Source organism: Lysinibacillus agricola (genome assembly GCF_016638705.1).
Classification (GTDB): domain Bacteria; phylum Bacillota; class Bacilli; order Bacillales_A; family Planococcaceae; genus Lysinibacillus; species Lysinibacillus agricola.
Genome location: NZ_CP067341.1, coordinates 2,946,972 through 2,972,299, shown reverse-complemented (window position 1 = coordinate 2,972,299; position 25,328 = coordinate 2,946,972). Strand labels below are relative to the sequence as shown.

Sequence of the window (25,328 nt, the reverse complement as noted above, 5' to 3'; positions counted from 1 at the left end):
ACACCTTCTGTTTTACCGCTAGATTTAGAAATAAAACTTCAAGAAAATATATTGCCTACGCCATCAATGATTTAGTTGAGAGCATTCCGAATGAAGCGTTCGATTTATTTGTTCGAAGCACGGGTTGCCCAGCTTATCATCCACGAATGATGTTAAAAATTTTTTTGTGTGCTTACGCCCAATCTGTTTTCTCTGAAAGAAAAATTGAAAATCTCGTAAAAGACAGTGTTCGATGTTGTTTTAAAACAAAGTTGAATTGTTTGTAAAAAAGTCGTACCGTTTATAAAAAAGATGTACCGGAATTAGTCATAAGCTGTTTTTGAACTAATGGTGAAGGTTAGTACAGTTAAGTTATGAATTGAATTGTGTTATAATAAGATACTGAATTTTACAATAATAAAACAAAGGAATGGTGCATTTTGAAAATTTCAAGAAACCCAGAAACAGTACATAAACCCGTAGCACCGTACGTACACCAAATAGAGGTCACAGGGCCTCATAAGTGGCTTACCTTGTCGGGTCAATTAGGAATGGAAGTAGATGGAACAGTACCTGAGAATCCATTAGAACAATTACAGTTAGCCTTGGAGAATATAAAAAGAAACCTTGAGTCTGCTGATATGCAAGTCGGAGATTTAACAAAGTTGGTTTTTTATTTAGTTGGTGACTTTGCGGCAGAGCAAAGGAGAAAAATTATTGGCGATTTTTTAGGTGAACATCTCCCTTGTACGACAATGATTTATGTAGTAGCTCTGGCAGCACCAGTCTTTAAAGTAGAGGTTGATGCTTGGGCGTGTAAAGATATTTAAAATTATTGAGTGATTTATGGTGCTCACGGGATTTTTCTCCCATAAGAAAAATAGAAATGATCGAATTTTTTTATGAAAATTATATATGTATTCAGGTGAAAAGACTCCATTTTAATCATTCTTTTTTCAAAATGGAGTCTTTCTATATATGATTAAACTAGGGTTGAAGTGGTTTTTTATTCAAACTTTATTTTAAAGCTACTTTCGAATGATATGGTTAGCTCAAGGCTATGAATCGAGCTATCGAACAATTAATCGTTTTCGTATTCATCCAGAGGTGAAGGAACTATTACGCCAGTTTCGTTGTCAGCTTGTGCAAGAGAAGCTTATTGAGAATGAAGCGATTTTTATCGACGGAGCAAAGATTGAAGCGAACGCAAACAAATTCACATTTGTATGGAAAAAATCCGTTGAACAATATAGCACGACCCTTGTGGAAAAATCGAATCAACTGTACGACGAACTGTTAAAAAAAGAAATCATCCTTGAAATGGAAAGAGAAAATCCAAATGAGTTCTCGATTGAAGAACTGTCACAAATCGTAGAGAAATTAGATGAAAAAGTGCAAGCGTATGACCAAAAAATTGAAGCGTCAACGAATGGTAGTGAACGTAAAAAAATACGTTCTGAACGAAAAGCACCGAAACAAGTGCTAATAGGCTTTGCATTAATGGCAGTAAATCTCCAGAAATATACTGCCAATAACAGAGAAATAGGGTAAAGAAAATAGAATGACTTGGTCAAACAAGAAAAAAGAGAAATCGAACAGCATCGATTTCTCTTTTTGGGGAGATCTTGCAAAAGCTTTACATTATTATTAAAAACTCGTCATTAAGTTTGGGTAGTTAATTCTACAGCTTCTACTACCAATGGAGTTCCAGCAGATATTGTGCCAGTAACGGTGTTAAAAGTTAACTCTGTTGCGGAAATTGTATACGAATCACCTTCTTGCAATACACCATTAATATAGAAATTATAGTAGCCGTTCGTTACTATTGGAAAAGTCGTCGCAGCAGTCCCGCTATCATCTAGAAAGTCAGTTGCAGGGATAGTGGTACCATCAGCGACCGTCAAATTTGCTGCTAATACATCAAAGAATCTAGTCGAAGTACCTGTAACGTTGACATGAATATTAATAATTGAAAGAGCCATTTTTTCACCTCCTTTCATATATAGAAGGTTTTTATATCACATTGATTGAAATCCCAATGATTCTATAATGATTGGAGTTCCAGCAAAAATCGTATCATTTGTTGGGCTAATTATTAACGAATCTGGAGTTACTTTATATGCACCGCCCTCTTGCATCACACCATTGATGTAAAGATTGACATATCCATTGGGATTAAAAATTTTGAATTCTGTTACTGGATTGCCATTATCATCTGAAAATAGATTAGCTGGAAGGGTTGCTCCGTTTGTTAGATCAATATCTTCTGTAACAATATAGAAATATCTATTTATTGTTGGAAAAATAGTTCCGCCAGGGATAGTGACTGGGGGAGGGGAGATAGAAGATATATCACTAGCTTTTAAACGGTGCCAATTAAATCTATTTTCTTCACAACAATCATTGCAAACAAATTTTTTGGGATTTTTTTTATTCATTATCGTTTGTCACCTCCCTTTTTAATTGTTGACCCCTTTGGCGTTTCTTTTAAAATATAAATTTTTAAAAATATCAAAATCTAGTCCTACATTAATTAATTTATGAATGGATGTTGGAAGATGATTGGTAATATGTCTATTAAACATAATTCCTTTAATAAAGCAGGGTTCTTTGTCCCCTAAAATGAATGCAGGGATCAATGAGCAGTTTATGGCATTGTTACGGGTAAAAAGCATTGTATCAACTCAAAAAAAGAAAAATTATTTGAGATTACAGACGATATGGAGGGAGACAGTTTTTTTCCTACTATTAAATATTCCTGTCCGGAAAGTCACATAACAGTTTTGGATTACCATTATTTTACTGGTGCGCAATTTTAATAAAAAATTCCGTGTACCCCAGTTAAAAACATTTAGATATACTTAAATAGAAAGGTATAGAAAATGTCCTTTTAACAAAACCTTGATATTATGCACATCAAAAAATTAAACACATTAGGCTACAAACCAAGGTCATAAGTATTGCTTATGATAATAATATTATAAACCCCTTGATATCAAAGGGGCGGGGAGGGGTTCACCATATCGGTGCCCCAAAAAGCGCCCCATTTTAAAAGAGTTTAATTAAAATTAACTATATTGCTGATAATTTGCATAGCCTGTTTCTCTTTTTCTACAAAAGAGTGCGCATATGTTTTAAATAAAGTTGATGTTGTCATACCAAGAATTTTTGCTATTGAAGTAGGTGGTGTACCGGAAGCAATTGAAATGGTAGCAAATGTATGCCTTAAACCATGTGGAGAAATTAGTTTCACATCGTAAATCTCATGCATTTGTAACAAAGTTAATCTGGCAGCATTTTGATTTAAAGGCTTACATGTTTTACTGATAAAGACCAAATCGTCATCCTGTTGCTGTTTACCATAAGCAAGTTTTCTTTCGATGCACCATTTCCGATATCGCTCCAACAGTAATGCTAAATCATATGTCATATCGATAGACCGGATACTATTAAGCGTTTTTGCTGATCTTTCTCCAAGAGCATCACGAGTACGGTTGATATAAATCAATTTATTTTCAAAATCAATTTCTGACCACCGTAATGCTTTTGCTTCTCCTCGTCTCATTCCTGTAGCTGCAAGAATTGCAATTAAAGTATATCTAGACATATCACAAGATCGTTTAACACACTGTAATAAATATTCTAACTCTGTAGGGGTTAAATAGTTTCCTTCAACCTCGTCATTATTTTGTTTTTTAATACGAGGTAATTCAGCTTTTAAAATACGATTCCTTTCTAATATTTCATCTTCTACAGCTGCATTAATACAACCAACAAAAAAGTTATGATACGTTTCAATGCTTTTTGGAGCGGCAATAGGAACTAATTTATCGACAAATTCAGACTGATAAATATTCTTTGTTAGCCTCGATAATTTATATTGACCAATTAAGGGCGTAATATAATTGTTGATAATATTACGATAAGATTTAGGCGTAGTTCCTTGCCAATGAGGCAACTTCCTTTCAAAATAAATTTCGACCCATTGAGAAACTATCATATTTTCGTTAACTACAATTTTTTCTCCACCATTCAATATGGTAGCTTTTATAGCAGTTAAGGCACGTTCTGCTTCAAGGCTAGTGTTAAAGTTTTGTCTCTTTTTCTCTCTTCGCTTACCGTTATGGTCGTAAAACCTATAACGATATGCAAATTTTTTCGTTTTATCGGTATTCAGGTACCAATAAATGTTTTCTTTTTTTGTAGGATTTAGTGTTATTCTAACCATTTTTGTCCGCTCCTTATTTATATTTCGTCCGGACAGGTACGTAAATCAGGTTTGGACAAATTGAACATCACCTCCTTTAAAAATAGAATATATGTTCTTTTATTGTTATAAAGAAAACCGATTCAGATTACAAATGTAAACCAAATCAGTTTATGGTTATAAAATCAATCTGGGATATATCTTGGATATTTCACACCATATTTTTTCAATAACAAATCAGCATCTATTTCTTCAAATTTTATTTTTAATAATTTTCTAATTTCTTCTTCACTGCCACCATTAATTGCAAAATCCATAATTTTAAAACACTCATCTTTGTCTAAATAATGAAAAGGTAATAACGATATAGTTGATTGCCAAGAAAATAAAAACGAATAATAATGTTTTTCTTTGTTAAATCCAAAGAAATCTGCCAATTCTGAAATTCTATTAACAATATGTGGAGCTAAAAAAATCAGGGATGGGGGATTGATATATTTATCTCTATCCATACCGCTGAGATCAATAATAAATATATTTTGGTACATCGAGAGTGCTTCATCATATCGTTGTTCTTTATATAATTGTTCAGCCATTCGTAACCAAGAACTTCTTAAATCAATGAGATCATTTTTTAATAGGGCAGTTTGTTCTTTATTTTGGACAATAGACCAAAATATATCTAAATTATTTGGAACGTATCCAATTTTATTAACAAATTTCAGTACTGAAGCAGGATTAAAAGTACCATCTTTGGTATCGTTTTTGTGCGCATATATAATATAATCATATTCTTGCAGGGTATTTTGACCTTTTTCGGTAACTGATAAAGAATTGATTTTATTTAATTCAAGGATATTGTTAATTTCCAAATTACTAGTGATTCGTTCAATTAATTCTTTTTTATTTCCTGAAACCTTAAGACTGTTATTCCTCAATATATCTTTTAATTGTGTATTTTTTAGCAAGTATATTTTCTCTAAATTATTTGAATCACGAATATATTTTTCATTTAAAAGAGTATTTAGAGAAATTTTGGAGTCTATTCCATATTCATATTTAAAATAACCAGGGTAATCGCTATCAGCAATATGATTAGAAGCCCAATACAACATAATGATTTCTCCAGGCAAAAGATTATTAGGTAGTTTTTTTGTATATATTGGGTTTATTTCTGTAGCAAAATCATTATTTATTCGTACAGTTAATTCGGGTTCAGGTAAATTTATAGATTCATTATTTATATGGTTGTTTTCCTTAATTATTGGTGTTGCCTTTTTTGGTTTAAAAAAATCAAAAATGCCCATAATTACCTCCTATTAATATAAGAAACTATAACTGAATTCTTTTTCATATTCTTCTAACTCTTTTTTCTCAAGTACATAATTATAATTTAACAAGCTGGTAGGGATAATGACTCCATAAGATGATGCAATTATGTTTTGTTTATAAATAAAAAAGCGCACTTATGTACACCTACTGTAAATTACTTATATATAGATTTACCTCTATTTTTTTTGATTCTTCGTTTTCTTTTTAATTCTTCGAAAACCCCATCCTCTTTAGCGCCTTGAATTATCCCAGCAATTAGGGGAATAACAATCATTGCAATAACTATTAATTTTCCCCACCATGAATACTGCCATAAAGTAATTATTAAGGCTAACCCTATCAATATACTAAAAAGAGTTTTAATTTCTTTACCAAAAAAAAATACAATAATTAGGACAAATAACAGAATTGCAATTAACAATATATTCACCTCATAAGATTGTACTGAATTTATATTTTATCAATTCAATTGGAACACCATATTTTGCTGCAATATCAAAAATGGTGAATTGTTTGGAATATTCAATTATTTCGTGGTCTAAAATTAGTAATTGGACTGCAAATCTATTTGCTTCTTGTTCTAGTTTGTCAATGGAAAAAAAGGTGCTTTTACGCATAAAAGGTGTATTGGCCCTAGGATGAAGCAAAGCATGCCCAAGCTCGTGGGCACAGACAACACGTTGCATATCTTCGCTTAAGTTATTATTAATAACTATATATTTGTTACGACGATGATACTTATAATAGCCGTTAATTTCTTCATGCAAATCCCAAGGAGTAATGCATATTTTTAAATTAGATGCGATATCAAACGGGCAGTTGGTTTTATGTTTATTTATCAAGCTGTCTGCAATATCCTTCAACCACATTTGATCACCCCAAATAATTTTATTGCTATTCTTTTCTATATTTTTCAGGAGTATATTTTTTATTTATTCTTTGGGTTTGTTTAAAAATATGTTCCATTGATTCAATAAGTGATTCTTTTGCTTCCTCTGACATTGGCTCACCATCAAATGAAAGTCCATCCGACTTCTCAATGTTCTGAGTGAATTCGATAATTTGTTTTGCTATATCACGTTCATCTTTGGTTAAAAGATGATTCTTCTTGTTATCAGGTCGATTACTTCTTCCCAAAAGATAGTCACTAGTACAATCAAGTACTTCTGAGAGTTGATTTATATCATCAGCACTAGGTTCTGTATATCCACGTTCCCAATTAGAAATTACTTGAGGGGAAACATTCACTTTATCAGCGAGCTCTTTTTGTGTATAGCGCATCTTTTTTCGTTGTTCTTTTATACGGTCATTCACTTTCAATAGAAAACCTCCTATCTACTCGAAATATATCACAAGTAACGGATTCTGATACTACATTAACGGAATTTGAGATTTTTTTTATATTTTTCGTTGACAGTAACGGAAATCGTTAGTATAGTGTATTTAACGGATTACGTTAGTCCTTTGGAAAGAAGAGGTGAAACTATGATACACGAAAATTTAAAAAAGTTACGTATAGCTAAAGGAGTAACTCAAAGTCGTATAGCAAAACAAATTAATGTAACACCTATGACATATAGTCGAATTGAAAGAGGTGAAAGTGAGCTAGGTGTTGAACGTTTAAAGGTTATAGCTGTTTTATTAGGTATAGAAGTGGCAATTTTTTTTAATGATGAACTAACGAAATCCGTTATAAAAGAAATTGAAGGTTCTTCGTTTCAAGAAAAACAACTAGCTTAATGTCTCTTAACCAATAACAATCTGAATACAAATCGAAAAGGGATTTCAATATGACTAGATGGCTTACATTAGAAAATCTTAGGAGGTATTTGCATGAACAAAATAGTCACTATTCAAAATTGCCAAGTAGTCACAACTTCATTACAAGTTGCCGAAACGTTTGAAAAAGAACATAAGAATGTTCTTCAATCTATTGAAAACATCCGCGAGGAATTAGATGTGCTGAAACTTCAGCAGATGTTTTTTGAAGGTAATGAACCTGACTCTTACGGGAGGGATCGTAAAACATACTACATGAACCGAGACGGATTCACCTTACTAGCTATGGGCTTTACTGGTAAAAAAGCGTTTGATTTTAAAATCAAATACATCGATGCGTTCAATCAAATGGAACAACAACTCAACCCGCAACCTTTAACGGAAAAAGATCAATTAAAGGCTTCTATGAGACTATCACTTGAAACTTCCGAAGAGGTTGAGTCTTTGAAAACTGAAGTTACGGAAGTTAAACAAACAGTTCAATCAATAGTTGACACAATGCGCATAGACGGTAATCAAGAAGCCCAAATTAATAAACGCGCTAGAGAAGTTATTGTAACTGCCTTAGGTGGGAAAGACTCTAATGCTTACAAAAAAATTAGTCGCCAAGTATTTTCTGCATTCTGGAGAGACTTTAAAAATCATTTTGAAGTTCCTCGATATGGAGAAATACCAAAAACACGATTTGCTGAAAGTATCAAGTTTATTTCAATGTGGCAACCCTCAACAACTTTAAGGATGGAAATTAAAGCATACAACCAACAAGGGTTAAAAATTGTTGAAGGGGGTGCCATATGATGATTTCAGAAAAAGATAATAATCTATCACAAAGGGTTCTTGAGACAGCTGGCCTATCAAAAAAAATTTTATTAGATAGATATGATCGCACGGTTAGAGAAATCGTAAGAGAACGAACATTGTATTGGGACATTGACGATTTAGTTCGTGAAACTAGATACAGTAAAGCTTCTTTAGAAAAGTATATTGTATGTGATCCTCGTATCAAGATTCATCAAAGACAAATAGGCCCGAGATATAAGCGGGTGTGGTTATCAGAACCCACAGCCGCAGCTCTCGAAGAAATACTTAACAATTAAATTTGAAAAAACATACCCGGACAGGTACGTAACAGGTTGAGACTTTACAACAAAGTTAATAGCAGTAAGGCATGCCTCAACAAATCTATTAACTTTTTAAGAGACTGGGGCAAACAATCTCTTAAAAAAATAAGCAAATTTTTAATTGCTTATGATTCAAGTTTATTAGCATCAATCGGTAATTGGTAGTTCATTTTCGACTATAGTCGATTTCCGACTAAGAGGGGAGGTGGACAGTTTGAAATTACTAACTGCTTTGGATTATCGAAAACTACTAAAGAAATTTCGAACAGATGCAAATATGACTCAAGAAGAACTAGCACATGAATTAAATATATCCCAATCACATGTAAGCAAGTATGAGCTTGGGCGGAAAGTAATCGATATAGAGACTTTTATGCAATGGACTAGTATTACCAACTCGGATGTGTATTTAGCATCAGTAATATTCGGCATTGATTTACTCAATACTGCAACTCAATTAATACCTATGTTTATAGGAGGAATATTTAGATGGATATTATGACGATAATCAAACATCGTAAGGCGATCTACGGAGCTTGGGGAGCAATCGAAACAAATGTGGTTATGGAAGAATACGATGTAGCCACAGAAAGAGCCTACGACATTATTCGTAGTTTAGAAGCACTTCAATCTAGTCAGAAAATTGATTACGTGAAAGTGGATAAGATCATTAATAGTCTGCAACAGTTGGAGGTGCCAAATGTTTAGGTTTAAAAAGTGGGAAAAGTTATCGTTACAAGAACGCTTGGCTTTAGTAGGTAAGTGGTGGTTTAGATGTTGAAGTGGATAGTGAATTATCTTTATATGTCGGATGATGGCCGAGATCAAAAACATAAGGAGTTTTGTGTGATATGTGGGTTAATCATTTTAGCCATTGGAGTACCAGTGATTATTTCATGCTGGCAATAAAAAAGCTGCTTAATCGGATGCAACGATTAAACAGCCTGATAACTTATACAAATCTATTATAACACGTGGAGGTCATAACAGTGGATGAAATCATAAACAATCTCAAAAACGAAGCACGCGCTTTATATAAAATATATGCAGTTGATAAAGAAATTGATATAGCACAAGCAATACACAACATCATCGATGCGGTGAATGTTTTAGAAAGAAAAACATACGGTCAAGCCATGACAACGGTATATGACCTTAAATAAAGAAAGCTGCTTAACAGTTTCCTGTTAAACAGCACATGGATATTGTAAATATAAAACAAAAAATAGGGAAAAGTCAACAAATTTATATGACGTTTGCGAGTCGTAACTCGCTCTCGTCAAGCAGTTTGCAAATGGTTGGTTAGCCGTATTTGCAGGCTGCTTGATGGGACAACCATCAAATAAAGACGGTGAAATTAAAAAGGACTCCTGTTCCAGCAGCAGTCCTTAAAAAAGAAATTTACAAAATTAGTTACTTTGTATTTTACGTCACTGTGCTCAAAAAATCAACTAGGAGGGAAGATATGATTTTTTCCGAGAGTAATTCTAATATTTCAGCAGCGCTTGCTAAAGCTTGGTCAGCTATTCAAACTCCAAAACACAATTCAAAAGTGAAAGTTCGTACAAAAAACGGTGGTTCATACACTTTTGAATACACTGACCTAAACGGGATTTTGGATGCTGTTAAGCCAATATTTGTTCAAAATAACTTATCTATCATACAGAACAGTTATTCAACAGTTGAAGGGAACACAACAATGGTTTGTGTTGAAACAATTTTCCTTCATGGGTCAGGTGAGTATGTAAAATCTTATCCGCTTAAATTTCCGGCTGCACAAAGTATTCAGGATTTTGGTGGGCAAATTACTTACATGAAGCGATATAGTTTAGCAGCCATGCTAGGGATTTCTACAGAAAAGGACGATGATGCAAATGGTATGACTGGAAATAATTATTCTCATGAGCAAAAACAACCACCAGTGCATACTCAGCATCAACAACCAACACATACAGGCCTACGATCTCAAGAACAGTTTAATCAATTAGCAAAAGCATTGAGTAAGGTTGCAAACATGTATGATTCGGACCCTAACGCAGTTTATAACGGCGCAATGCAGGCGTGTAAGATTCCTGATAAAAACTCGGATTTATTAACTGAAAAAGAAGCTAGTAAGTTAATAAATTACTTGCTATCTATTAAGGGACCGTCACAAGTGCAATGAGATATGTGCCTCATAGGGTCCTTTTACCACAATGGATATTTGACCAGGCTCAAGGTGATGAATACGAAATAAGACGTTTAGTGTGTGAATATATGCGACGTTATCAAAATTATAGAACTACTGAAATACGTGGTGGTTTCGCAATATGTGAACGCAAGGACGACATTTTATAGGAGGGGCTACGATGGAGAGTAGGAGCATCGTAAGAGTGGAAAAAAATAAAGATTATACAGTTATAAACAACACATCCATCCAAGATACAAGACTTAGTTGGAAAGCTAAAGCAATACATGTATTTATGCTTTCCAAGCCTGATAATTGGACTTTTTATAACGAGGAAATACAGCAATGGGCAAAAGATGGCAAGGACTCGTTTACAGCTGGATTAAGAGAGTTGCAGAAATATGGATATGTCAAAAAAGAACGCCGTCGTGTTGATGGTGGGAAATTTGATTACTTAACAATTGTTTACGAAGTACCGTATATGGATTTACCGTATACGGAAAACCCGTCACCGGAAGAACCGTCGACGGATAAACCGTTAACGGAAAACCCGCAACTACTAAGTACTAATACACCAAGTACTGATTCACTAAGTACTAATACATTAAATAATAATAATGATGATGATAAGGGACCTGCTTACGTAGCATCAAAACCTCCAATTCCACCAACACAAAATGCATTTGCATTTTACGAGCAAAATCATTTTGGAGCTTTAGGTTCTCTAATCGCGTACAAAATTGACACTTGGATTAATGACATGTCAGAACCAATAGTTATACATGCCATGGAGAAAGCTGCTATGAACAGTAGAAACAATTGGGGTTACGTTGAAACGATATTAAAAGACTGGTGGAATAAGAAACTGTTTACACTTGAGGCTATCGAAGCGGAGGACTTGCGTTGGAAAGATCAACGTATAAAAGCAGCTCAACAACAAAATAGACCTCAAAGGACTTATCAGAAACCTAGACGCGAAGAGGTAGTACCTGAATGGTTTAAAAACAGAAATAATGAATCTGCTCAAAAGCCTATTGAACCACCGGAGCCTACAGAACCAGTGGACTTCGAAGCAGAGCGACAAAAAATATTAGCCATGCTAGATAGGGGGCATAAGCAGTATGAACAAACACAAAAAAATTCGTAACTACCTGATTAAGGCCCTACAAGCAAAAGGTCAACCGGTGAGCAAACTAACTGATAGAGCTTTGATTAAAGCCATTACAAAGCATTAGGAGGTAACATGACAAATTGTCTGTAAATAAATCATGGAATGCACTAAGTAATGAATTTGTGAAATGTCCGGTCGATAATTGTGGTCATATTGGTACCATCATCACTAAAACACACTGTAAATTAGTGCACAATATGACACGTGAGGCGGTAAGAAAAAGATATGGAATGCCTAAGCGTGTGACAAAGGTAAAGGAGAGTGAAATCAATGGGTGATGTGGATTTAACTAAAACTGCTGCTGATACAGATAAACAACAATTAGAAATGGCTAAGTTGCAAAAATAGCTTAAAGGCAATAATGGCATGAGCGTTAATGAAATACGTAATCAATTTGTGGACCTTCACCGGGATTTACTGCAAGAACAACGTAAAAATAAAAAATTGAGTGAAGAGATTCAAAGATTAAAGGAATACTATGAAATTGTTGAAAAAGCATTGTTTAAAGCATCTGATAAAATTGTCAGTTTTCAGAAAGTATTTGAACTTTATGCAACTCCACAAAATTATAAAACAACTGAGTACAAGCAAGCTGAATGGTTTCCGCCGATGGTACCAATTGATAAAGACCTTGGTCAAATTGCACGACAAGCACTCGGTGGTGAAAACCATGACAAATGAGGAAGTAGCGGACTGTATAAACCAACTCATAAGTGAGTATCAGTTCCCGCTTCGGGTCCTACAAGACGTAGAGAAGCGGTTAAGCGATAGCAAATGCCCTCACTATGCCATGCAACAGCTTAGGTACCTTGAAAATAATATTCATGCAGGACTAGCTAGAAAAAGGAAAGGGTGAATGTGATGAAACGAAGACAGTATAAAAAGAACAATTTAAATAGAGCACAACAGTACAAACAAATTTTGATTAATAAAGGATTCGATAAAGAGAATGGATATACCGTAACATTGTTTAGAACTTTGAACACAGTTGATTACGGTGTATCTATAACGAATTTAAAAGGCATGAGTACTTTTGTTTTTTCGAGTCTAATCGAGGAATTAAACTACAGCCTCAAAGCTTTTGATACAACATTCAACAAAGCTTATTTCAAGGAGGATGCAGCATGATAAATCGCGTTGTTTTGGTCGGACGTTTAACAAAAGATCCGGAACTAAGGTACACACCAAATGGTATTGCATCATGCCGCTTCACATTGGCAGTCAATCGTACCTTTACTAACGAACAAGGAGAACGTGACGCTGATTTCATCTCTTGTGTCGCTTGGCGTAAGCAAGCTGAAAATCTAGCAAACTATCAAAGGAAAGGTAACTTGCTAGGGATTGAAGGTCGGATTCAAACTGGAAGCTATGAGGGACAAGATGGTAAGCGTGTTTACACTACCGATGTGGTAGCGGATAGCATTCAGTTTTTAGAACCACGGACCAACACAGGAGGTCAACCGAATGCTCCTCAATACCAGGGCCAACCAAATCCATATCAGCAACAGCAGCCACCACAACAATATGGAGGACAAGCTTTCGGAAACAACCAACCAGCATATGTTGGTGGTCAATCACAACAACACTTTGGTGGGACTATGCCTGGACAAAATGCATTTGGAAACAATACTTATCAGCAAAACCAACCACTAATAATTCAACCGAACTATACACGAGTGGATGAAGATCCATTTGCAAACAGCAGAGGTCCAATTGAAGTATCAGAGGATGATTTGCCATTTTAAAAATAGGAGGTATTTTTCGTGTTTAAATTGTTTAAAGCTACTTTGAGCACAGCAGGCAAAACGGCAGAGGATATTAAAAAAATGTATGATGGCTCCATTGGTCCAGAACCTAGTGAGGAAGAAATTGAGGGTTACATCAAAGTATACAACATAATTGACGGAATAGAAGTTGTTGTATATACAAGAAGTCATTTTGGGGTTGATGATTTTGGTTTATATGTATGGGAAGAAAAGTATGATGAACGTATTAGAGAATTATTTTACCAAGCTGAACAAGACCCTTACTTTGGTTCTTATGTTAATGAGCGTGATGAATTTATAAAGGATTGGGAAGCAGAAGAGTATGAATTTGGTCCGACGCCAACATTTAGTGTTAATGATGTGGAAATTATCGAAGAAATAGCGAAAAAAGAGGAGGCAAAGGTGCGGGCTGAATGAGCAGTTGTAAAAGATGTGGCCGTAAATTAAAGTCACAGAAATCAATTGATGATGGTATGGGGCGGCGATGTAAGAAGAAGGCCACGCAAGAAGCGGAAGATGAAGAATTTATAAAGATTCAAATGACAATATTCGATCCTGAGTTTACATGTGGAGGTGTAATCGATGCAAGGACGTTGCACACAAGCTCCTGAAAAATCCAACCTTGTAGAAGGTGAATATATTATTTGTTTCCCCATGGAGGATTAGCATATAACATTAGCAGATTTTCACGCCCAGGTTCTCATTTTGGTACGTATCAGAAAAGCCGCTTTGAAATCATTGCAGAGGATGCTACGGAAGTGTCGCCGCTTGTAGTTGACGCGAACGAAAACCCTAAAAAATACTTAGCTCGTATTGTTAAACCACCATCACGCTTTTACCTTGTTGGAGAGGAATACATTATCATTGAACCAAGCGACAATGGCTATTACAGCGTATTTTTAAAATGTCGTCCAGATAAAGCGCCAGTGGGTTCATATAAAACGAAATATTTCGATATTATTGCACCTTTTGAAACGGCGAGATTCCAGTAGGGAAAATTGAAGTAGAACCTGTAATAGAAGAATTACCTAGGGATCAGTGGCAACAGATGGATTTATTTAGTCTTTCAGGAGAGTGAATGAGAGGCGAGTTAATTTAGAAAACACCACTTTTGTTATTAGAACAGACGATAAGAGATTTGATCAAGCTTTAATTGAGTTTCTTTCAAATCATTGTGACAACAAAAAGGGTAATGCTGTTTATTTCAACTTAAACAAGGTTGGAGCAAAAAAAGTAATGGCTATAGTGCAAGAAGGTTAATAACGCAGTGCATTAGAAGGAAAATATTCAGGAAGGTGATACTGTGAAAGAATCTGATTTATTCAAACCATTAAAGAAGTTCTTACTTCAAAAAATGGGTTGCCAGCAAGTGTATGCGGAGGTCAATGATATAGATGTCGTAGGCAAACATGGTGATGTTTATATTGGTGTAGAAATGAAAACATCGTTGAATTTTAAAGTGATTGAACAGGCAATAAGTCGCAAAAATCTAGTTGATTATGTATTTATTCTTGTACCGAAGCCAAAAAGCCTGCATCGCCAATTCGTATTGGATTGGATAAAGGGATTAGGCATCGGATTAATGTATTATAATGCAAATCCAAGTACCATCACAGAAACTAGAGGTGTAAACATAGTTTATTGGGGAAAACGACAGCGAGTTTCCAAATATTATCATATTGCGGATTGTATCAATGATGAAATTCATTTGGTGAATGTCGGCGGATCTAAAGGTGGGAAAACACTAACAGAATATAAGCTCACAATAGAGAAAATAAAAGAGTGTTTGTACTCCCATCGTGCTGGTCTAACGATTGATGAGCTTCTTGATAAAGTACAAACTCATTACGCCAGCCCCAAACCATCTACAATGGCTACATTAAGGGGAAAATGGAATGAAGAATGGGTAGAAATTGTAACAGAGGAAGATAAGCGATTGTATCGTATGAAAGAATCTTATCGTGAATCATATTGGAAAAAGCAAAAAGAGCGCCGCGCAGAGATACGGGTGAAGAATCGTGAAGTACGAAAAATGCCCTAAAAGTAGTAATGAAAAATTAAAAATATATCAACAGTTACCATTGGTAGAGTTGTTTAGGCACGTACAGGAAACGTTTTAGAAAAGGAAAAACATTAAGAAGTTACTTGTTGGAATTACCTTTGTAAGTGCGGTTGGCACTGTGAATTATTGACTCACTGAAAAGTCATTATTACTGCACGATATGAGTATATGAAAATAGCCTGATATCGCAAACTACCAGGCCATTATTCTAGTTGTATTTAACCATACGTCCCAAAATACGTAGGCCGAATCCTAAAGCTATTGCTAGTAGCACTAGAAAAGCCACATAAATCACCTTCTTTCATACTAACCATTTTATAACATATTTGTATGTTTGGAAAAGAAAAAGCCGCAGCGTCGACACACGCTACAGCTAAGAATTGGTTATGCTCTTTAAGTTTTTCAAAAGTATTATATCACACCATCGGAGGGCAAACTATGAAACAAGGGCAACACAAGGTAACGAAAGAAAATTTACTACAATGGATTGAAGACTATAGCTGGATGATTGAGTCAATCGAAGAAGCAAGACAGCCAATGGCCAAAGTTGATAACAACAGTTATATTGGGGCTAAAACGGCTACGTATGGAATTGAGGCAGCACTACCAAAGGCCAATGGTGGGACAAATGATCCAGTATTTATTGAGGTACAACGAAGAGTATTTTCAAATCACAAACTCATTCGCGAATATGAGTATAAGGTTGTTGAGGTGCAAAAGCGTATTCCATTAGTACAAGGAGACAGGGAGATTGAGGTGCTTCATAGGCTTCTTAATGGGAATAGCATGAGAGCAATTGGTAAGCATATGAAACTATCTAGTACGACGATATTTAGGGTTAGAAATAACATTTTGATTCAGATGATAGTGAAATCGAATGGGAATAATTAAATAGCATTCAGAAAAAAAGCTTGGAGGCCTAAAATAATAGGTTTTTTCCAAGCTTTTCATATATTCTAATACTTCTTGTGATACAAATATAATAAAAATTATCTAATTAGTGGATGTGAAAAGTTGAAAATTTAACCATTAAGTATTAATGTTTAGAATATAAAGGAAAAAAAGAGGGATGAAAGTGATAATATTTGATTTGGATGATACATTAGTAGATACTTCGAAAATTAAGCAATTTAGAAGAGTAAATTGGAAAAAATGTTGTGAATTAATACCTACTGAGACAAAATTAAATATCAATTTAGAAGTTATAAAAAAATTAAAATCAAAATACTCAATAGCTATAGTAACTAATTCTCCTCAGTTTTATGCTGAAATGGTTCTGCAGAATCATGGTCTAGATGTAGATGTATTAATTTCATATAGGGATACAGTTAAACATAAGCCTCATCCGGAACCAATGCTATTAGCTGCTAAGAAAATGAATGCCGTACCAGATAAATGTATAGCAATTGGTGATAATGTTAATGACATTATTTCCTCAAATAAAGCGGGTATGAAATCAGTAGCTGTGACTTGGGGAGAGCATAACCAAAATGATTTTAAAGCTGTAGACTATTATGCTTTGTATTCCGAAAAGAAATTATTAGAAGATTATTTGTTGTCATTGGTTTAAATAGAATAGAAGAGGAAGGTATTTATATGTTTGAGTTAGCTTTCAATCCTTATGATATGTTTATAGATTATGATAGTATTCGTTCAAAATGCACTAATTTAGAGTTAACAGATTTGTTAAATTCTATTCTTGATAATGGAAATGGATTTTGGTTAATTGATAGTCAATCAGATTTTATCTTTAACCATAGTAGTGAAGATTATGCAATAATTAATGACTTTGACCTTTATGATATCAATGAATATGTGAAGTTGTTTAACAGGGGTGATTATAAACAATATCAAACTTTATTTATTTCTTCGGATAATATGGCTATAGAGGTAGCTAAAAATTTTGGGATGTCTTGTATTTTTATTGCTAATAATGAAAATGAATATCAACTTCCAAATTTGAGAAATTATCCGGATCATATAGTATCTATTACTGAATTGAAAAATATGTTTTTGAAAAACAAGAGGGGAAGAAAATTATATTTTGAAGGTATTTTAGACAGAACGACTGATCTCTCTACTCCTCTTTATAAGCAAGTACTAGAGTATTATTATAATCCAGAAAAAAAAGTACATGTGTTTATGATAGGGCGTTATTTTAGAAGTGAGGATTTACGTTCATATTGTCATATTTTAACTAAGCTAATTTTAGCTTTTAAAGACCAAAAAGATGGAGCTTATAAACTTTTGGAGCCAATGGTACAAGAGATTGTTAGGAATCTTACTAGATATGATATTGACTACATTACCTATATCCCAAATAAGCCGTCTAAAAAAGATAGATTCCTTGATTTGTTTTTAAATAAAAATCAGCTAATATCGAGCAAGATTAAACCCGATTTGTTAGAATGTATTCGTGATTATCCAACACAAAAGGATTACAAAACTAAAAAAGAAAAGGCGGCTAATGTAAAAGGAGCTTTTGTTGTAAATAGTAATTATGATGTGCAAAATAAAACAATAATTATATTTGATGATATACTAACAACAGGTTCAACAGCTTTAGAATGCGCTAGTGTCTTGTATGATCAAGGAGCGGAAAATGTAATCTTAATACCTTTCGGTGTTACTCAAGATGCAGGTCCATCCATGCTTTCGATTGCTAAGATTAAATCTAACGGGATAGCTTATAAGTTAAAGTTTAACAATAAAAATGGTAATCCGTTTTGGGTAGCGAGTGATAAGGAATATAAAGACCATGAGGTAATAAAAGGATTATATTTAGAACAGAATAATTTAGACAACTTGTTTTGATAAGGATATGATAAAATGACAAACTTAAAATTAATTTTGGCATTAAAGTTTACAGAGAAATTAGGAGAAAAAACTTTGCTTAAGGTATTAAAAAATTATCCCTTTCTAAGCGAAGAAGATTTAATAAGTAATAAAGAAATACACAAAGCATTAAAATATAAGGCTGTTATTGAGAGAGTTACAAATAAAGAATATTTAAAAAGTAAAATTTTAGAGGCTGAGAACTTTATAAAGATGCATAGAGATAAAGGTATCGAAATTTTTTCTTTACATTCTCCTGAATATCCGAAGTTATTGAAATTGATTGATGATCCACCACCTATTATTTATTGTAAAGGTAATATAGAACTTCTAAGTCAATATAAAAATATAGCAGTAATTGGAACGAGAGAACCTACTAAGTATGGAGTAATGGCTGCCAAAAAGTTAGCAAGGCATTTTGCAAATGAAGGCTATACAATTGTAAGTGGTTTAGCAAAAGGTATAGATGCTTATGGACATATTGGTGCTTTAGAAGCGCAGAATGGAAAAACTATAGCTATTATGGGTGGAAGTTTGGATAAAATATATCCATCAGAAAACAAAGCATTAGCAGAGAGTATTCTTTTGAAGAATGGCTTATTGATATCAGAGATTGCTTTAGGAGAAATAACTAATAGGGGGTCTTTTGTAAGAAGAGATAGAATCCAAAGTGGGATGTCACTAGGAGTCTGTCCTGTTCAGGCACCGTTGGAAAGTGGTACACACCACACTATTAATTTTGCTCAACTCCAAAAAAGGATAGTGTTCTGTCCTTTACCGATGGAAAATAGAAAAGTAGAAGCTACACAAGGTATTTATAAGTTAATTGATGATGGGGTGCCGGTCATTCGGGAAACCGAGGATTATAAAAAGTTATTTGTGTTATTAGAGAACATAGCATTAGATTTATTAGGTAAAGAATATCTGCAACAGCAAAATGAAACATTAATTTTGCAGTATGAAAAAGAATTAAAAAATGTTTTGAAAAAAGGCCTTGAAGTTGTTAATGAAAGATATCAATTAGAAGAATTAATTTTAACTACACTTAATAAGATAAAGAAAGAAATTGAGTGAAATTATAGAGTTGTTTTAAAGCCCTGATATTTATTGTTTATATGAATAACACATATCCTTATTACTTTAGATATTAGGAACCAATGAAACATATGTAACAAAATAAACAAATGTAAAACATGTACGATAGTTTGTGATAGAAAACTTTTGATGTAAACTTGGGGTAGGACGGCGTAGTAAAGGTTCCCTCACTTGGTATTTATTAAAACAATTAATAAACAGGGCAGACAGACCGATGACCGACCTGCGCTCCATAAAATTGTTCGGGGCAAGACAACTTGGCCGGCCAATATTTTTAAAAAGATTAGGGAAAAGGCAATTTAAACTGAAGGAGTGCCTATCATGTGAACTTTGTCCACTTCCCGTAATTCGGTCAATTTACTTCAGCTACAAAGTGCATGGAAATGCACTAATACAATTCGCTTTACAAATAGAACGTGGAGCAGCTCTACCACGATTCTGAAAGTGAGCTAACTCGACAATTAAATATTTTACAGCAGTAGACGAGCCTTACACCTAGCACGGTAAGGCTTTTTCTTTTGTTTTGAAAACTGCATCAAACAGCCATAAAACAATCGGAAGCTAGTTAAAGGACGTCAGTAAGATTATGGCATGCGATTTACAAGACTTAGCTATTAGTAGGGCGGAGTTTGGTGTGGTTTTGAGAGCGAAATTGTAGAAAATTGTTCCAATTTGTTACCTCTCAGATTATGATTAAATGGGAGGTGATTTGCGATGAAAGAGATTGCAGAATGGTTTGTTATTGCATTAACATCATTAATATCATTGATAATATTAGGGATGGTATTTATAGAGTTTGGTGCTATAGATACAACCTTAGTTGCTGGGATAATAGCTTTTGTAGGAGCGATAATTGGTGGTTTCCTTACTTTACTTGGGGTACGTAAAACTATAAAGAATGGGAATGAAATTGAAAGTTATAAAATTTTTGTTGAACAATATCAAGCAAGTTTAAAAGCTACTAGAATGTTTATAGATGCTACTAATGTGTTAATCAAAAACTATAATGAATGTGAAGAATCATATAATGAACTATTAGAAAAATTAATCGAAAAATTTAATGAATTTGAAGGAATATTAGATAGCGCAACATTATCAACAGATTTTTTTTATAATAGTATTGTTGAATATTATGATTTTTTAACAGGCCAACAAGATGAAGTAAATGATGATGGATTTTTATCTGGTTTAGAGGGATATAAGGAATTTGAACCGAAAACAGATAAATGTATAACTATTCTAAAAGAAGAACTTAAAAGGTTAAGAGAAGAAATATTAAATAACAATCCTAGTAAAATTTAAAGTACCTATTAGGTATTTTTTAATTTGTCCTAAAAAAGTAAGTATTAATTTAATAATGAAAATGCGTTCCATTTGTACTATGATGTAGGTAGAATGGGGGTGTTATATATGACTGAGAAAGTAGCAACTATTAAATTGATAGACGGTAGTGAACATGAAACAGTTTTCGAAAGAGATATAACAGATCCGAAAAGTTTTATTGAAAGTAATATTCTTAACAATAGACTTATTAGAGTGATAAATCCCAAGAATAGTGAATCATTTGATGAAGAGTACATCGTTAGCAAAAATATTATTGCCTTCCGTATATCTGAAAGCTAGTTAAAAATTATATGCATGAAGTCGCATCGAACTAGGTGTGACTTTTTTATTTTGCTATATTATGTGACAATTGTTTCCTTTTAAACTATCATTTGTTTTAAAAGGAGGTATTACTATGGAAATATTAGAATGTCCAGAATGTTTAAGTGAGAGGAAATTTGGAGATGAAATGGAAAGTCTATCATTTGAAGAGGATGGTATATGTTGTAGTTGTAACCCAAAATACAAATATTGCGAGGCGCATCAGGACTATGTAAATACTGAGACAGAAAAATTTTCTGATGGTGCAAACATGTGTCGAACATGTGCTGATGAACATTTTTCAGGTCCTGAAACTGAAGACCCAGATTTTTTTGATTCGTATGATCCTGACTTCGATTAAGCATCTCATAAGAGGTGCTTTTTATTATGCCTTGAGAGATGGTGTTTGAGGGCTAAATCATTGTCATGGTTTTATGTAATCTTATACACCTTGATTAATGCAATTAGTTATTCAAGGATTTGAACGTGATGTATTTTCATCTTCATCATTGTGGGCTGCTATCGCTGTTATTGCAATTTGTGAGTCGATTGAAAAGACAAAGAACGCTAATTGCACAGAGAAAAACAAATGAGTGCCATTCAAATATGAGTGGCTTTTGCTATGAAAACTGCATCAAACAGCCAAAACGTTATGTGATGAGAGGGCAGAGTTTGGATGGTTTTGTGAGCAGAAAGTTGTTACATATATTTCACCTTCTGGTTTATGATTGGTTTGAGGTGATAAAATGACATCAAATAATGAAATAAAAATTGATTTGCCAGAGAAATACAAACCTAAATCATCTGGTATTTCTCAAATGAATTTTGACTTATACATCGCAACAGACGATGATGTAATAAAAAAATGGGAGGAGTTTAAGAAGGAATTCTTAAAGAATAGATTTTTTATACCCAATGATAACTCGTTTGTTCAAATTTATATGGACTCAATTGTTAAAGACGAAGCATTAACAATTAGTAAGGGTGAAAAATATTATAGAGCTAGGATTCGAAAAAACCGAAAAAGTTTTGAAGATAAAGATTTAAATATACCACCTGAAGGAATTACAAATGCTGGACGTTTGAACCCTAAATTTATTCCGTATCTTTATATTAGTAACGATGAAACAACAGTAGTATCAGAAGTTCGTCCACATTTGGATGCAAATGTAGTTATTTCAACTTGTGAAGCTATGGAAGATTTGAAAATACTGGATTTAACAAGGATGGATAATGATGATTCTAAGAGTAATAATTTTAGAAAAATGATAAGTCTTTTATTTTCTACTCCTTATGCACCTGATGATACCGAACTGGAATATATACCAACACAATATATTACAGAGTTAATAAAGAATAAAGGTTTTGATGGAGTAAAATACCGTAGTGCTATGAATTTCGGAGGAGAAAATATATGTATTTTTTCTGCTTCAAATTTTGATATATCAATTACAAAGGAAATCAAAATCACTGGAATTAAGTACGACTTTGACGAAAAAACTTTAAATGAGGATTAATTTTCGCAAATGGAAAATATTGAGAGGTGAATGATTTGGCAGAGAATACTAAGAAACAGATCCAAATGTATGGTCATGATTTCGAATATATTGAAATTGAGAAATTTCCGTTGTCAAACGAAGTTCGTGTGCAAGTGAATTATTCAGGTTACCCAGAATCAATAGGTATCGGAAGTGGAGAATCTGTTGAAATTGCAGTTGATAACACTATTAAAAAGATATTGAAATCAAGTCCTTTAGAAGTAATTAAGTGTTTATATGATTGATTTTATTGACGTCATTTCGACGTCTTTTTTATTTTAACTAGCAACTAGCATAATGGGGTGAGGCCATTGGATATTGTAGTAACGATTCCTAAGAATGAATATGAAAATGATGATAGAGAAACAGCTGTTTTCGACCAGGGCGGATATGAACAGTTCTGGCAACTATCAAGACGACCTAAAAACCTAAACATCGGTGATAGAGTCTATTTCGTGAAAAATAGACGGATTGAATCATCTATGGGGGTTAAACGAATTGAAGAAAAGACAACCGCTTCATGTGACGTAACAAATCGCAATTGGAGCGGCTGCCTTATTTTTATGGACGATTTACGACAAGAGTATATTCCAAATATTAAAGGATTTCAGGGCTTCCACTATAGATGGTGGTAGTTCTATTTTTATAGAAAGGACCGATTACTATGAAAATAATTAAAATACCTGTAGAAAGAATAAATCCAGCACCATACAACCCCAGAGAAGAACTTAAACCTGGTGATTTAGAATATGATAAGTTAGCAAAATCAATAAAAGAATTTGGCTATATTGATCCCCTTATTTGGAATGAGCAGACTGGGAATCTTGTTGGTGGTCATCAAAGATTCAATGTTCTTCTGGCAGAAGGTCATACAGAGATATATGTATCAGTTGTAAATTTTTCAGAGGAAAAAGAGAAATTCGCTAATCTAGCCCTAAATAAAGTAAGTGGTAACTGGGATGAAGAAAAGCTTGCTGATCTTTTAATGGAGCTAGAGCAAAGTGAATTGAATCTTGGAAGCGGATTTGACCAGAAAGAGATTGATTCGCTCATAAAACAATTTACTGAACAAGATGATGAAATGACTGAGTTTTACAACCAAGAACTTTCTTTGGAGACATTTTCAGAGGAGAACTTTGAGTGTAAATGTCCTAAGTGTGGTTTTGTATTTGATCCAAAGGAGAGTAATCAATGAGTGAATGGAATTGGTCATTAGATGATTTACAAAACGTAGAGAAAAATAATCTTAAAGTTTTTAGTTGTTTTTCATGCGGTGGCGGCTCAACAATGGGTTATAAATTAGCTGGATTTGATGTTATTGGCAACGTTGAAATTGATCCGGATATGATGCATATATATAAGAAAAATCATAATCCTAGATATCCCTTTTTAATGGGAGTTCAACAATTTAAAGAAATACCAGATAGTCAGCTTCCAACAGAGTTATTCGATCTAGACATTTTAGATGGCTCGCCACCTTGTAGTGTTTTTTCTACTGCAGGTAAAAGGGAAGAAAAATGGGGGGATGCTCACCATTTTAGAGAGGGTCAAGCAAAGCAAAGGTTAGACGATTTATTTTTTGACTTTATTGATGTTGCTGAGATGCTTCAACCCAAAGTAATCATTGCTGAGAATGTTAAAGGGATGCTTATTGGACAGGCGAGAGGTTTTGTTACGCTTATTGCAAATGCGTTTGATGAAATTGGATATAGGCTACAAATATTCTTGTTAAACAGTGCATCTATGGGTGTACCTCAACGAAGGGAAAGAGTTTTCTTTATTGCGCATAGAAAAGAATTAAACTTCCCTAAACTAACCCTTTCATTCAACGAAAAACCCATTTTGTATAAAGAAATCAGGTCGGGTAGAGGAAAGGCCTTAAATCCTCAAACAGTTACTTATAAACGTTGGTTAAAAAGACGGCCAATCGACAACAATATTGGAGATATTACCAAACGAACAGAAGGAAAAGATAGTTCATTCAATACAATACTTGTTAAAGACAACAAAGTTCCATATACACTAGCCAGTAATTCACAGTTCATCAGATATGATGAACCTTTTTTTATTAGCGATAATGATATAATTCGAATTCAAAGTTTCCCCTATGACTATGATTTTGGAAGTGCTGACACCCAATATGTATGTGGGATGAGTGTACCGCCAATTATGATGAAAAAAATTGCTGAACAAGTATATCATCAATGGTTTAAATAAAAAAAGAGAGGTGCTCTAACACCTCCATGAAAATGAATGCCGGATACCGGCAGAGATAGAGTTACACCGTGCACGGTTTTTTCTCAACTTGCTATCTCACTTTCATTATAGATGAGAGGTCGGTTGAAGGCAATGAAAACAAGAACAAACGTTCCTTTTGAGTGTGAGGAAAACTCACTTTTGTTACTGCAGCATGAAATTGAACTTACCGAGAACATAAACGAATCGAAAGAGAAGTACCGAAAGATTGTACAGGCGGGGATAGCTCAATGGATTAAGGATTTCCAAAGCGGTCACATAAAAGTAAATACAGTGGATGATCTAAAGAAACTCATCGAGCTCGATATTGACCTGCAAAAAGATGAAATTTGAAAAACAAACTCAACTCAATCGTTGGAGGTGGTGTTAATGCAGC

General features: G+C 33.9%; 39 protein-coding genes and 2 pseudogenes. 34 read left to right on the top strand and 7 right to left on the bottom strand.

Features of this window, described 5'->3' with window-relative positions:
* Positions 1-30 precede the first annotated feature (30 nt).
* The 3 genes and pseudogenes from FJQ98_RS14360 to FJQ98_RS14350 all read left to right on the top strand — a co-directional run.
* Positions 31-233 (top strand): annotated as a pseudogene (locus tag FJQ98_RS14360) (transposase); the annotation flags it as partial.
* A 186-nt stretch (positions 234-419) separates the two neighbouring features.
* On the top strand, positions 420-809 hold the full coding sequence (locus FJQ98_RS14355; RefSeq protein WP_053592557.1) for a RidA family protein: 390 nt from the start codon (positions 420-422) through the stop codon (positions 807-809).
* A gap of 205 nt (positions 810-1,014) precedes the next feature.
* A pseudogene (locus FJQ98_RS14350) lies at positions 1,015-1,503 on the top strand (transposase); the annotation flags it as partial.
* Between the two features lie 137 nt (positions 1,504-1,640).
* Here FJQ98_RS14350 and FJQ98_RS14345 read toward each other — a convergent pair.
* From FJQ98_RS14345 to FJQ98_RS14315, 7 genes are all read right to left on the bottom strand, one after another.
* Positions 1,641-1,961 carry a DUF4183 domain-containing protein gene (locus FJQ98_RS14345; protein WP_053592555.1) on the bottom strand — a complete coding sequence of 107 codons (321 nt, stop codon included), beginning with the start codon at positions 1,959-1,961 and terminating at the stop codon, positions 1,641-1,643.
* A gap of 36 nt (positions 1,962-1,997) precedes the next feature.
* Positions 1,998-2,417, bottom strand: coding sequence for a DUF4183 domain-containing protein (locus FJQ98_RS14340; RefSeq protein WP_201406471.1), 420 nt, complete (start codon positions 2,415-2,417; stop codon positions 1,998-2,000).
* A gap of 620 nt (positions 2,418-3,037) precedes the next feature.
* The gene (locus tag FJQ98_RS14335; protein ID WP_053592553.1) at positions 3,038-4,207 is read right to left on the bottom strand and encodes a tyrosine-type recombinase/integrase; all 1,170 of its coding nucleotides are present in this window, start codon (positions 4,205-4,207) and stop codon (positions 3,038-3,040) included.
* 164 nt (positions 4,208-4,371) lie between these two features.
* A complete protein-coding gene (locus tag FJQ98_RS14330) occupies positions 4,372-5,493 on the bottom strand; it encodes an SAP domain-containing protein (protein ID WP_053592552.1) in 1,122 nt (373 codons plus the stop codon).
* Positions 5,494-5,672: 179 nt separating this feature from the next.
* Entirely contained in the window at positions 5,673-5,939 is a 267-nt protein-coding gene (locus tag FJQ98_RS14325; protein WP_053592551.1) for a hypothetical protein, read from the bottom strand.
* 10 nt (positions 5,940-5,949) lie between these two features.
* Positions 5,950-6,387: an ImmA/IrrE family metallo-endopeptidase gene (locus FJQ98_RS14320; RefSeq protein ID WP_053592550.1), complete on the bottom strand. Its 438-nt coding sequence runs from the start codon at positions 6,385-6,387 to the stop codon at positions 5,950-5,952.
* 25 nt (positions 6,388-6,412) lie between these two features.
* On the bottom strand, positions 6,413-6,832 hold the full coding sequence (locus FJQ98_RS14315) for a helix-turn-helix domain-containing protein (protein WP_241774465.1): 420 nt from the start codon (positions 6,830-6,832) through the stop codon (positions 6,413-6,415).
* Between the two features lie 171 nt (positions 6,833-7,003).
* Here FJQ98_RS14315 and FJQ98_RS14310 point away from each other — a divergent pair, with 171 nt between their 5' ends.
* The 31 genes from FJQ98_RS14310 (at position 7,004) to FJQ98_RS14170 (ending at position 25,285) form a co-directional block, all read left to right on the top strand.
* On the top strand, positions 7,004-7,258 hold the full coding sequence (locus FJQ98_RS14310) for a helix-turn-helix domain-containing protein (RefSeq protein WP_053592548.1): 255 nt from the start codon (positions 7,004-7,006) through the stop codon (positions 7,256-7,258).
* A 93-nt stretch (positions 7,259-7,351) separates the two neighbouring features.
* The gene (locus FJQ98_RS14305) at positions 7,352-8,095 is read left to right on the top strand and encodes a Rha family transcriptional regulator (protein ID WP_053592547.1); all 744 of its coding nucleotides are present in this window, start codon (positions 7,352-7,354) and stop codon (positions 8,093-8,095) included.
* The gene (locus FJQ98_RS14300) at positions 8,092-8,394 is read left to right on the top strand and encodes a hypothetical protein (RefSeq protein ID WP_053592546.1); all 303 of its coding nucleotides are present in this window, start codon (positions 8,092-8,094) and stop codon (positions 8,392-8,394) included. The genes FJQ98_RS14305 and FJQ98_RS14300 overlap by 4 nt, the downstream gene beginning before the upstream one ends.
* Positions 8,395-8,632: 238 nt before the next feature.
* Positions 8,633-8,920 carry a helix-turn-helix domain-containing protein gene (locus FJQ98_RS14295; protein ID WP_053592545.1) on the top strand — a complete coding sequence of 96 codons (288 nt, stop codon included), beginning with the start codon at positions 8,633-8,635 and terminating at the stop codon, positions 8,918-8,920.
* Positions 8,917-9,126 carry a hypothetical protein gene (locus FJQ98_RS14290; RefSeq protein WP_143114539.1) on the top strand — a complete coding sequence of 70 codons (210 nt, stop codon included), beginning with the start codon at positions 8,917-8,919 and terminating at the stop codon, positions 9,124-9,126. Before FJQ98_RS14295 ends, FJQ98_RS14290 begins: the two co-directional genes overlap by 4 nt.
* Before the next feature lie 66 nt (positions 9,127-9,192).
* A complete protein-coding gene (locus FJQ98_RS27210) occupies positions 9,193-9,327 on the top strand; it encodes a hypothetical protein (RefSeq protein WP_277815913.1) in 135 nt (44 codons plus the stop codon).
* 80 nt (positions 9,328-9,407) lie between these two features.
* A complete protein-coding gene (locus tag FJQ98_RS14285; RefSeq protein ID WP_158002944.1) occupies positions 9,408-9,581 on the top strand; it encodes a hypothetical protein in 174 nt (57 codons plus the stop codon).
* 302 nt (positions 9,582-9,883) lie between these two features.
* Positions 9,884-10,582 carry an ERF family protein gene (locus FJQ98_RS14280; RefSeq protein ID WP_053592543.1) on the top strand — a complete coding sequence of 233 codons (699 nt, stop codon included), beginning with the start codon at positions 9,884-9,886 and terminating at the stop codon, positions 10,580-10,582.
* 184 nt (positions 10,583-10,766) lie between these two features.
* The gene (locus FJQ98_RS14275) at positions 10,767-11,732 is read left to right on the top strand and encodes a DnaD domain-containing protein (protein WP_053592542.1); all 966 of its coding nucleotides are present in this window, start codon (positions 10,767-10,769) and stop codon (positions 11,730-11,732) included.
* Positions 11,733-11,836: 104 nt separating this feature from the next.
* On the top strand, positions 11,837-12,034 hold the full coding sequence (locus tag FJQ98_RS14270) for a hypothetical protein (RefSeq protein WP_053592541.1): 198 nt from the start codon (positions 11,837-11,839) through the stop codon (positions 12,032-12,034).
* Positions 12,035-12,122: 88 nt separating this feature from the next.
* Entirely contained in the window at positions 12,123-12,437 is a 315-nt protein-coding gene (locus FJQ98_RS14265) for a hypothetical protein (RefSeq protein ID WP_053592540.1), read from the top strand.
* A complete protein-coding gene (locus FJQ98_RS27585; RefSeq protein WP_053592539.1) occupies positions 12,427-12,612 on the top strand; it encodes a DUF6877 family protein in 186 nt (61 codons plus the stop codon). Before FJQ98_RS14265 ends, FJQ98_RS27585 begins: the two co-directional genes overlap by 11 nt.
* Before the next feature lie 5 nt (positions 12,613-12,617).
* Positions 12,618-12,884, top strand: a complete 267-nt coding sequence (locus FJQ98_RS14260) for a hypothetical protein (protein ID WP_143114537.1) — start codon at positions 12,618-12,620, stop codon at positions 12,882-12,884.
* On the top strand, positions 12,881-13,501 hold the full coding sequence (gene ssb, locus FJQ98_RS14255) for a single-stranded DNA-binding protein (protein ID WP_053592537.1): 621 nt from the start codon (positions 12,881-12,883) through the stop codon (positions 13,499-13,501). The genes FJQ98_RS14260 and ssb overlap by 4 nt, the downstream gene beginning before the upstream one ends.
* A gap of 18 nt (positions 13,502-13,519) precedes the next feature.
* Positions 13,520-13,939: a hypothetical protein gene (locus FJQ98_RS14250; RefSeq protein ID WP_053592536.1), complete on the top strand. Its 420-nt coding sequence runs from the start codon at positions 13,520-13,522 to the stop codon at positions 13,937-13,939.
* Positions 13,936-14,133 (top strand): DUF6011 domain-containing protein, encoded by a 198-nt coding sequence (locus FJQ98_RS27580; protein WP_053592535.1) that lies wholly within the window; start codon positions 13,936-13,938, stop codon positions 14,131-14,133. Before FJQ98_RS14250 ends, FJQ98_RS27580 begins: the two co-directional genes overlap by 4 nt.
* A 33-nt stretch (positions 14,134-14,166) precedes the next feature.
* On the top strand, positions 14,167-14,514 hold the full coding sequence (locus FJQ98_RS14245) for a hypothetical protein (protein ID WP_053592534.1): 348 nt from the start codon (positions 14,167-14,169) through the stop codon (positions 14,512-14,514).
* A 311-nt stretch (positions 14,515-14,825) separates the two neighbouring features.
* A complete protein-coding gene (locus FJQ98_RS14235) occupies positions 14,826-15,563 on the top strand; it encodes a hypothetical protein (RefSeq protein ID WP_053592532.1) in 738 nt (245 codons plus the stop codon).
* A gap of 459 nt (positions 15,564-16,022) precedes the next feature.
* Complete coding sequence (locus FJQ98_RS14230) at positions 16,023-16,475, top strand: LuxR C-terminal-related transcriptional regulator (protein ID WP_053592531.1); 453 nt, start codon at positions 16,023-16,025, stop codon at positions 16,473-16,475.
* A gap of 184 nt (positions 16,476-16,659) precedes the next feature.
* On the top strand, positions 16,660-17,154 hold the full coding sequence (locus FJQ98_RS14225; protein ID WP_053592530.1) for an HAD family hydrolase: 495 nt from the start codon (positions 16,660-16,662) through the stop codon (positions 17,152-17,154).
* Positions 17,155-17,180: 26 nt separating this feature from the next.
* Complete coding sequence (locus tag FJQ98_RS14220; protein WP_053592529.1) at positions 17,181-18,398, top strand: ComF family protein; 1,218 nt, start codon at positions 17,181-17,183, stop codon at positions 18,396-18,398.
* A gap of 15 nt (positions 18,399-18,413) precedes the next feature.
* A complete protein-coding gene (locus tag FJQ98_RS14215; RefSeq protein WP_053592528.1) occupies positions 18,414-19,493 on the top strand; it encodes a DNA-processing protein DprA in 1,080 nt (359 codons plus the stop codon).
* 735 nt (positions 19,494-20,228) lie between these two features.
* Positions 20,229-20,816 (top strand): hypothetical protein, encoded by a 588-nt coding sequence (locus FJQ98_RS14210; protein ID WP_053592527.1) that lies wholly within the window; start codon positions 20,229-20,231, stop codon positions 20,814-20,816.
* A 108-nt stretch (positions 20,817-20,924) separates the two neighbouring features.
* Positions 20,925-21,137 carry a hypothetical protein gene (locus tag FJQ98_RS14205; protein WP_053592526.1) on the top strand — a complete coding sequence of 71 codons (213 nt, stop codon included), beginning with the start codon at positions 20,925-20,927 and terminating at the stop codon, positions 21,135-21,137.
* A 115-nt stretch (positions 21,138-21,252) separates the two neighbouring features.
* Complete coding sequence (locus FJQ98_RS14200; RefSeq protein WP_053592525.1) at positions 21,253-21,519, top strand: hypothetical protein; 267 nt, start codon at positions 21,253-21,255, stop codon at positions 21,517-21,519.
* A gap of 385 nt (positions 21,520-21,904) precedes the next feature.
* On the top strand, positions 21,905-22,675 hold the full coding sequence (locus FJQ98_RS14195) for an RES family NAD+ phosphorylase (protein ID WP_053592524.1): 771 nt from the start codon (positions 21,905-21,907) through the stop codon (positions 22,673-22,675).
* A 35-nt stretch (positions 22,676-22,710) separates the two neighbouring features.
* Positions 22,711-22,941, top strand: a complete 231-nt coding sequence (locus FJQ98_RS14190) for a hypothetical protein (RefSeq protein WP_053592523.1) — start codon at positions 22,711-22,713, stop codon at positions 22,939-22,941.
* Between the two features lie 66 nt (positions 22,942-23,007).
* Positions 23,008-23,331 (top strand): hypothetical protein, encoded by a 324-nt coding sequence (locus tag FJQ98_RS14185; protein ID WP_053592522.1) that lies wholly within the window; start codon positions 23,008-23,010, stop codon positions 23,329-23,331.
* A 29-nt stretch (positions 23,332-23,360) separates the two neighbouring features.
* A complete protein-coding gene (locus tag FJQ98_RS14180; RefSeq protein ID WP_053592521.1) occupies positions 23,361-23,891 on the top strand; it encodes a ParB N-terminal domain-containing protein in 531 nt (176 codons plus the stop codon).
* The gene (locus tag FJQ98_RS14175; protein ID WP_053592520.1) at positions 23,888-24,913 is read left to right on the top strand and encodes a DNA cytosine methyltransferase; all 1,026 of its coding nucleotides are present in this window, start codon (positions 23,888-23,890) and stop codon (positions 24,911-24,913) included. Before FJQ98_RS14180 ends, FJQ98_RS14175 begins: the two co-directional genes overlap by 4 nt.
* Before the next feature lie 132 nt (positions 24,914-25,045).
* A complete protein-coding gene (locus FJQ98_RS14170) occupies positions 25,046-25,285 on the top strand; it encodes a hypothetical protein (protein WP_053592595.1) in 240 nt (79 codons plus the stop codon).
* The last annotated feature ends 43 nt before the right edge of the window (positions 25,286-25,328 follow it).